This is a genomic window from Methyloglobulus morosus KoM1 (genome assembly GCF_000496735.2).
In the GTDB taxonomy this organism is placed as follows: Bacteria; Pseudomonadota; Gammaproteobacteria; order Methylococcales; family Methylomonadaceae; genus Methyloglobulus; species Methyloglobulus morosus.
The window spans coordinates 1-9242 of sequence record NZ_AYLO01000176.1; the positions used below are offsets into that span (position 1 = coordinate 1).

Annotated in this window: 8 protein-coding genes; all 8 read right to left on the reverse strand. The window is 40.8% G+C overall.

The genetic code is table 11. The features are described 5' to 3' along the window. Positions 1–26: 26 nt before the first annotated feature. Entirely contained in the window at positions 27–1535 is a 1509-nt protein-coding gene (locus MGMO_RS18540) for a lipopolysaccharide biosynthesis protein (RefSeq protein ID WP_023496614.1), read from the reverse strand. A gap of 648 nt (positions 1536–2183) precedes the next feature. Then, on the reverse strand, positions 2184–3242 hold the full coding sequence (locus MGMO_RS18545) for a hypothetical protein (RefSeq protein ID WP_023496615.1): 1059 nt from the start codon (positions 3240–3242) through the stop codon (positions 2184–2186). Positions 3243–3269: 27 nt separating this feature from the next. After that, positions 3270–3923: a PIG-L deacetylase family protein gene (locus tag MGMO_RS18550; RefSeq protein ID WP_036309033.1), complete on the reverse strand. Its 654-nt coding sequence runs from the start codon at positions 3921–3923 to the stop codon at positions 3270–3272. 26 nt (positions 3924–3949) lie between these two features. Beyond that, positions 3950–4723 carry a sugar phosphate nucleotidyltransferase gene (locus tag MGMO_RS18555; RefSeq protein ID WP_023496617.1) on the reverse strand — a complete coding sequence of 258 codons (774 nt, stop codon included), beginning with the start codon at positions 4721–4723 and terminating at the stop codon, positions 3950–3952. A 12-nt stretch (positions 4724–4735) separates the two neighbouring features. Then, positions 4736–6109: an NAD(P)H-dependent oxidoreductase gene (locus MGMO_RS18560; RefSeq protein WP_023496618.1), complete on the reverse strand. Its 1374-nt coding sequence runs from the start codon at positions 6107–6109 to the stop codon at positions 4736–4738. A gap of 72 nt (positions 6110–6181) precedes the next feature. Next, the gene (gene rfbC / locus MGMO_RS18565; protein ID WP_023496619.1) at positions 6182–6745 is read right to left on the reverse strand and encodes a dTDP-4-dehydrorhamnose 3,5-epimerase; all 564 of its coding nucleotides are present in this window, start codon (positions 6743–6745) and stop codon (positions 6182–6184) included. Between the two features lie 566 nt (positions 6746–7311). Continuing rightward, on the reverse strand, positions 7312–8364 hold the full coding sequence (locus tag MGMO_RS18570; RefSeq protein WP_023496620.1) for an NAD-dependent epimerase/dehydratase family protein: 1053 nt from the start codon (positions 8362–8364) through the stop codon (positions 7312–7314). Positions 8365–8590: 226 nt separating this feature from the next. After that, on the reverse strand, positions 8591–9242 hold a 652-nt coding region (locus MGMO_RS18575), incomplete at its 5' end, for a CAAX prenyl protease-related protein (RefSeq protein WP_036309037.1).

The window sequence follows — 9242 nt, forward strand, 5'->3', positions numbered from 1 at the left end:
ATATTGACGTTAAATAAACATTTTAACTAATTCTTTTGGTCGACTGGATTGCGTGTCTTCAATACTAGAAAAAGATCCAGGTAAAACGTTTTTTGCCCCATTATAAATAAGAGCATCCAGAGATAGGAAATGAGCATAACACTGCTTCCCAATGCAAGCCGTTGAAAAGAAGAGAGAAACTGACCATAATAAAATTGTATTCCAAATGCGAGCGCCGAAGCCACTATGCCTGAAATGAAAGGTCGGCTCACAGTTTGTACAATATCCAAAACAGAAATCCTTGTACCGTGGATGCACCACGCAATATGGGGAACTACCCACAATATCATTGCCGCAGAGTATGCAAATGCAACACCAGTGGGGCCATGTGGCAATCCTATTATATAGGACGCAATGACCAGTGGAGCAATAACAAAAGCAATTTTTAAACTACGCTTTACTAGCCCAAACGATAAGAGCATAAAATAGAATGGATTGATCATAGAAAGCACTAGAATCGCTGGGGCCAATAAACGAAAAATGGGAGCTGCATCTTTCCATTTTGGGCCTAAAAGAACAAATATCACATCATCAGCAAAGATAGCGCAGGCAAAGGTAATGGGCAAACTCAGCGTCAAAACCAGGGACAATCCCTTCAGAAAATATCTTTTTTGACGGTTGGGGTCGTCCTGGATTCGTGAGAGTGCCGAAAACATGACACCACCGATTGATGAAAAAAGGATATCGATTGGAAATTTAATGAGTTGGTTGGCTCTTTCATAGATTCCGACAGAATCGGCCCCCCAAAAGCGGCCTAGAAGGATCTTTTCAACATTATAGGCAAAATACATGACAAGGCCATTTAAAGTAATCGTTCCACCAAAACGCAACATGGAACGAATTCCGACACTACGGCGCGGCATCCCTGGAATCCACCTGACGGCCGCCCAGGTGCAAATGGTATAGGCACAGGGTGTAATTACAGCTTGACCCACGAGAGCCCAGTATCCCCAACCATCCAAAGCCATTGATACCGCAACAATGATACCTGCCAACAGGGTAATAATGTCAATAAATGCAATTGTATCAAAACGCATTTGCCGTTGTAGTAAAGCCGAATGTTGCGCTGTTAATCCAGTGAAAATGAAATCTACTCCTAACGCCAATGTTACCCAATAAAGACGAGGTTCATTATAAAAGGTGACAATTGCAGGTGCCATTGCTACTAATAAAAGAGCGAGAATCAAACCTAACAAAGTGTTAATCCAAAACAATGTTGACATTTGCTCGTGGCTAACTGTGTCACGTTGTATAGTGGCCATGGAAAGCCCAGCATCTTTTAATATTTTAAAGACTCCACTAACCGCAGTAACCATTGTTACCAACCCAAAGTCCGTTGGATCAAGTAGTCGTGCTAAAACAATCAGAGAGCCAAGACGAAGAAAAACATTAACTGCCTGTGATACAATTTTCGCGAAGCTACCACGAATTATTTTTTCCTTTAAATCTTTCATAATACTTTCAATGGGATTAAGCAATTTAACTTGGGTAGCCAAGAACCAAATCCAAACGGAATGTTTAAGTAACAGGAATACCTAAAAGCTTCTTACTTTGGGTATTGCACATGTTCTCTATACGATCAAATTTGAGATTGTATTTATAGTGTTACTTTAATGGGCATTCTGTAACCAAACAAAAATTGTAAAAAAGTACATCATTTACACGCCGCCTCTGAGTATCACTATTGTGACAAATCCCAGTCACTACTCGTACTTTTTCAGATAAAGAGCTACGGGTTCATGAGAATTCAGCTTTAAAAATGCAACAGCATTTGTCATTAAGGTAGAAGCATGCCCAAAAGACTGCTCTGCCAGTATTAGTTGACAAGAAATAGTAACTAAAGATGATAATATCGACTGAATCGTATGTGCCTACTCATTTCAACCTTCCTTCGGAGGCTGGTCTAATTTTTCTCAAACTATCTATAATAAACGTCCAAATATATCCAATTTAGGCGGACAAAAAAATTTTCAAACATACTATAGATTTGGCCTTTTAATGTTTGAACCTAAGCAATATGCGTTCCCTTGGCTCCGCGAGGTTCCCTAAGCGAAGTCGAAGGAAAATTAAAACGTCACAAGGCAAATCTATAAGTTTAGCTCAGCACCAGAGTTTCATAATTCTTTTCTCGTTATACGATACGCTTAAACATTTTCGTTTATAGTAGGCTTATCAGATACTGAAGTCGCAACACTGTCTGTCGTCTCAGCAACCCTTTCAAGCCAGATTTCACGCCACCAAGATAAAATGCTTCTAGGGCATATCATACGGCATTTGCTATGACGCGACTGACAGTAGACCCCTTCCAGTATTATGGAAGGATTTTTCAAAGTTACTAATTTACGTGTCTTCTCATCTATGAATGTAGTCACCCTGTCTTTAACACGAAAAATTTTTCCACAATAAGGAACCAATTCAGCATCGAATTGAAGCCCCCTGTTTTTCCCATCTTTGTTTAGGGTTGCAAGAATCTCATTGTAGGATTTTACTCGAACAAGTTCACCAACTTGAAGATCGAGACTGTAAAAGGGTGTAGGCTGACCTTGAGGTATCTTTCCTGGCCTTCTTGGGTAAGGCCCCCATAATGGTTCAAATAAATCATACAACCATCGAAGTGGTCGACCTAATTTCATTCCTGAATTTTCAATAGTCTGAAATAAACCGTAAGCAAAGCCTTTTAACAAGCGACTGATACTGGCATTACCAGAAGTGTAATCTTCGATATACTGCCTTATATCCCACCAGGGAAGCGGTTTCGTAAAGTGCGGTATCTCTGTGCCCTGGCAAGTATAAATGACTTCATTTAGTTCATTTAGTGTATGAGTACCTGCCGATACATCCGCCTCTGTGCAAACAGATGTATTTATAAGTATAAGGGGTTCTAAAACGCTATTCCGCTCCTCATCAACACGCTTCAACCAAGCTTCTTTCCAATACAGAAGGCAAGCATGCTGGCACCCACCATAAGCTACCCCATCACATCGGAGATCAAGATGAATCCCATTTAGAAGCCATCGCGAACTACCCGTGTAAACAAAATCACAAGTCTTATGAGCCCGTTTATAAATTTTGAATCTTTGTCCACAATATTGAAACATTTGTGGCATGAATGGAAGTCCTTCCATCCGACCATTCTTATCTAGTGTCCCTAGTATTTCTTCCTTACTACGTATCTCCACCCACTCACCAGCGCATAACCTCATGATTCCACCTTATAAGTCATAATAATATTAGAATGTTATTTTGCGACTGTAAAAACCTTCGGCATATTTTTCGGAGGCATTGCACTCGATTGCTCTGAGCCTTAGCAATGATAAAAAGGCATCCTCGCTAAACCATTGATGGCTTGCTTGGGATTTAAAAGAATCTATTATGTTCTTAATTTTATTTTGGCAAACTTGATAACTTAGGGTCACGAAAAAATTGGGATTGCCGAGATCGCCGTCGTATTTCACAATCTCGTATTCAAGTATAAGGTGGTTTCTGAAGGTGTTCCAGGTCAAGTCGGAAATAGTCCGGTGGTCTTGGTGCAAGTCGTGGCGATAATGGGTGAAAATAATGTCTGGCGAGACTTCTTTTTTCAATTGTTCAAAATAAAGCTTGATTTCTCCCCCTAAATACGGGAAAAAGCCGTCCTTAAAATTTTGTACGACAATATTCCTTTTTTTGCAGCCCTCCAAGAACAGGTTTGCACTTGAGTTTGCTTCGTCAATCCTTATGCCGTTCGCACCGAACACCACCCAATTGACATCGACATTTTCATTTTCCGACAACAATTTCAACACAGTGCCACCGCACCCGATTTCTATATCGTCGCTATGCGCCCCTAGACAAAGTATACTCAAGGGTTGGTTTGGTTGGGGGTTGAGCTTTAGTGTAAACATGAAAATATTTTTTAAATCGAAGCGGTTTACTTCCACACTTCCCAGGGTGCATTTCCTTTTTCATACATCTCATTCAGTTGTTTTTGTTCTTTGAAGGTATCCATGCAATGCCAAAATTTATCGTATTTGTAACCCATTAACTTGTTTTCGGCGATGAGCCGTTCAAAAGGCTCACACACTAGTTCTTCACCGTCTTTCATGTAATTAAATAGTTCCTTCCTAAAAACAAAATAACCGCCGTTAATGTAGAAATTAGTTTCTTGGACAAATTCTATTTTTTCAACCCTATCGTTCTCTGTTAGCGATACGACGGAGAAACTTTGTGATGGTTTAACGCACAAGAACGAACCGATTTGGCCACCCTTTTTAAAGGCATTAATCATTTCAGGAAGCGGTAAGTCGGACAATCCATCTGAATAGTTAGCAAGAAAATAATCTTCTCCTTCCAGGTATTTCTGAACGGCTTTTAATCTTTGCCCAATATTTGAATTTATGCCGGTATCCACACAGGTTATACGCCAATCGGAGATATCGCTTTGTTGCAGAAAGATGTCTTTTCCGCCGTTCTCTAGGGTAAAATCATTGGTGACCCACTCATTATAATTAAGGAAAAATTCCTTGATAGCGTCCGCCCTATAACCCAAGCATAAGATGAAGTCCTTGTGTCCGTAATAGGCATAATATTTCATGACATGCCATAGGATTGGACGGTATCCTATTTTTACCATCGGTTTAGGGATTTCGCCGGACTGGTCCCGCAATCGAGTTCCAAGCCCACCACAAAAAAGGACAACTTTCATATTAACCGCCGTTTAAGCTACAATTCTGTCTGTAACAACATCGTGCACAGAGCCTTGATTTGCCACTTGATTATTTAGCAATTCTTCTAGCCATGTTTCACCACGAAAATGCTTATATTGTTCAGCTCGCAGCCTATCGGCTACCCTGCCGACAGGTAAAATGACATCTTCATAGCTTAGCACGCCGTCTTTTTTTATGTCATTTTTGAGTATGCAGCCCTCAACCAAGCCTTCAGGTAGATAATGCTTGCTGGACATTTCATCGACATTAACAGCTTCTCCGTAAGTCATATACATACCATATTCGTCGAGGGTTTCTCCCGCTTTAAGGTCTCGTTTAGCCACTGCGCATACCTCAACACACGGGCCAGCAAGCGGTGGCGCGATCTCGTCACGGAATAGCACAACGCGCGCAATAGCATTTGGAATCTCAAAATGAACCAGATGATAAGGAAGGAAAAATGAATAGAGCGGTCCTTCACCCATCTTATATAGCTTCAGATAATGCTGTTGTTTAGGATCGGGATGTTCGGCTAAACAATAAACTTTAGTTAAAGGCGTCCCAACGACATAATCAACAATGCCACCCAGTTCACGCAGTTGGTCGAGATCATAGAGTTGCCCAATTTTCATGACATCGCCGTGATAGTCAATTCCTCGGGACATCCCTCTAGACAAGACTGAGAATCCGGTTGCATTGGCAGCAATAGTTTGTTCGAAACTGATCTTTGTGCCGTCAGCAAAACTTGTGACCATTGCAGGATTTTGGCCCCATTGCTCAGCGAAGCCTTTTTGAGTCGTTGGATTCCTGTAGCGATCTTGAAGGCCTTTAATATTGCCTAGTACCCGTGGAATTAGGCCTAAACCTTTGACCCAACGATATAGATTCAACTGCAAACCGGGCTCATCTCCCTCGCAGGCGGACATGATGACCCCATATTTTTTTGCGTAGGTCTGTAAAATTGGTCCGATTGTGCCGTCAAGCTCGGCGTTTACCAATAGAACGTCCTTGCCGTGTTTGAACGCTTCAAGTACAACATTGGCGCCAAATTCAACAGAACCTGTTACATCGACTAAGATATCAACATGTTCCGACCTGGCCAGCAGAAAAGCGTCTTCAGTGACAACTGGTTTACCTGTGCTAATCGCGGAGTCGAGCTGCGTCTGAGTCGTTGCTTCTACAACATCTTTGAGGCCAGAGTAGTTGTACACGTGAAAAGCTCTCTCTACTTTCCGATTTTGCACAGCAACCATACGCATTCCAGGTATACTGTTTTCAATTTGATTTGTAAGTCCTTGACCCATAAATCCAGCGCCAACCATGGCAACACGGATGGGTCGGTTTTCATTTTCACGGACTTGCAATGCTTTATCAACTATGATCATAGAGGTTCTCCCACTTACATTAATACATATAAAAGTTCTAGCAGTTTGTCGGATATAAAACTTTAATAATCGTCAGATTCCCATGCGCTGGATTAATTCATTCTCAAATTCATCGAGTTTTTTCCAGTCTCGATCTTTATCGGATATTTCGGAAACTGGTAACGGCCAATCGAGATTTAGGCGAGGGTCATTGTAAAGTAATCCGCCTTCAACACCGGGGGCATAAAACTCGCCAACCTGATAACTGGTTTCCGTATTATCCCTTAGGACTTGATAACCATGCCCAAATCGCTCAGGTACGTATAAACCACGGTGATTGTCCTCCGATAATTCGACAGCAATGTGCTGAAGGAACGTATCGCTTTCAGGGCGTAAATCCACGATAATATCGAGAATACTTCCCCTTGTGCAACGTACAAATTTTGTTTCAGGTGCTGGAGGGTATTGAAAGTGCATACCCCGTAGCGTCCCTTTACGAAGATTAAAAGCTATATTTGACTGCGCGATGATCGGTTTAAGCCCATGCGCTTCGAATTCTCTTTGGCAGAATACGCGTGCAAAAAACCCTCTTGAATCCTCTCTTCTTTCTATATCAATAATGAAAGCACCCTTAAGTTTTGTTTCTGTAAAAATCATAGCTAAATTCTCATTTAATTTAAAAAAATTAATTTTAGTGGATTATTAATTCCAAGTTTGGTATGTGGTACTATTCAATCCGTTGATATATTGTTAGCGTATCACTTTGGCTGAGATAAATTTTAGCAAGTGTAATGTGAAATAATTAAGTCATTGTTATGAAAAATACGCTTCAGTATTTGTTTTTCATTCAAAATTAGATGAAGCCACTATTTATAATAATAGTCAAAAATATCTAATTAAAGCTGAAGTCTAGGTCAATCACACGCTGATAACCATTCATATATTTGGTTTCGATTATTACAGTTCTCTGTATTAAACCAACAAAAATATCATCTAAAGCAAGGTTTATATGCGTTCTTTTATCTAGTGATAAGCCAAAATACCGATTAAATTAAATCTAAAGTATTCGGGGTGCTGCATTCAGTTATTTCGAAGCACTTTATACTTAAAAGCCAGTGTTTCATATACGTACGAATACCTACTATATAATTAAGTGACTGTTTTTTATAAAATACTACTAAATTAATTGGCGAAATTTTGCATGGGTAATCTGTAAAGTAGCATCAAGAAATCTTAACCCACTGAAATTTATTATCTAATAAACCGTTTTCTTGGAGTTCGGTCAGAATATTCAACCTCATATACCGCGAATTCCGAAACTCTTTGTCTTTGAACTTGAGAGTATCCAGGCCATTTTTTAGTTCAAGTATAGATTCAGTCAAGCTAATTTGTGGTTGATGTCTCGGTGCCAAGCCCTTAAAAAGATCAAAATTCACCCTATAGGACCGCTTATCTGGCGGAGCATTTTTATTAATAGAAACTTCTGTGCCCGGAATAACTTTTGCTACTGCTTCGGCGAGGTCCCTTACTTGGTAGTTCCACTCATCACTTCCTACATTGACTGCCAGAAAATTTCCGCCACTCGTAATTTCTCTACTGATAGCCCATTCCATTGCACGAACCATATCTTTTACATTAATCAAAGGCCGCCATGGTGTCCCGTCACTTAAAATTGTTATATTATTGGCTGCGATTGCTCCTGCGACAAAGTCATTTAGGACTAGATCCAGCCTCAACCGATCTGTCCAACCGCATGCTGTCGCGAACCTGAGACAGGTAACCTTGAAGCCATCCGATGCGAGCGGTTCCAGGTCGCGTTCCGTTAGGGCCTTGGATTTGGCGTATGCAGTCAGCGGATTGAGGTCTGACTTTTCAGTTCTTGCGCTGTCATCAGCAGCACCATACATGCTACAACTGGAAGCGAACACAAATGATTTTACTCCGGCCTCTTTGGCTTTTTTAGCCAGATCGATGCTTGCGCGATAATTAATATCTAAAGTGACTTCCTCAAACTTGTTCCCAATAGGATCATTTGAAATGCCTGCCAGATGAACTACGGCATCCACACCGTTCAAAACTTCTTTCGGAAATTGCCTGATATCTCCAAAATATTGAAGATCAACCCTACATTCGGGAAGTATATCTGCGCTTGTTATGCAGTTGCCAAAGTAACCAATATCAAAACCGACCAGGACAGCATCTGGATATGATGCCCTAAGATGCTTAGTCAGGGTGGGGCCAATGTACCCCATGTTGCCAGTTATCAATATTTTCATATTTTAATTTCCCTAAAATGCTATTGGATAAAGTAAATTTATAACAAGCATATTGTAGCAGTTACTTGCTAACTAAGCCTTAATTGTACCAGTTCTATCGTCCCGATTTTGATGACAATCAAGAAAAACCTTACTTTTCTGGTATTATTAAAAATTCATGTACTAGTTTTAAAGCTTAGGCGATATAGCCGTTAAATGTGCAAAGCTTTGTTACAATTTTGTTGGTTTATGCCCATAAAGCCCATCTTCCTTGGGTAAGGACAACAATCGCGATAAGCGCGTTGGTTGTCATATGCGCTACAATGGCATCACCTATATTTCCACGTCTGTAGAGAGCTAAAGCATATCCTAAGCCGGCTAAGGTGCCTGCGAGCCAACGATCATGCAATAACCCGAAAAGTAGCGAAGAGACAATGAAAGATAACCATGTAAAAGTTCCGTTCGGAACGTTTTCGAAGTCTTTTGCAACGAGTTTACGAATTAAATAACCTCGAAATGCTAGTTCTTCGGCTAATGGTACCGTAATAATAGACCCGAATACACGGAAAAAAAGCCAAGCAGCAGCAAGTCCTCTCGGTGATTCTTCAAGACCTTGCATTAAGATAATTCCGCTACTTTTATCATTCGATTCCAATTGCATCCATACGATAAATACCAGAACGCCGATCAAGGGTGCTTGCCAAGTCCAATTCCATATAAGTTTAGTGAAGATTTCTCGGTAGTAATAAAGGGCTGCGGTAACAATCCCAATTCTTACGGGATAGAGCCAGTCAAACCCACTGGACAATGCGGACGTCAACATCAAGGCGGCCATTTGGACCAATAGCGGAACGAGTAGGGCAGTTGCCAAAGGGGCGCTGCTTGATTCCGTTATAAGC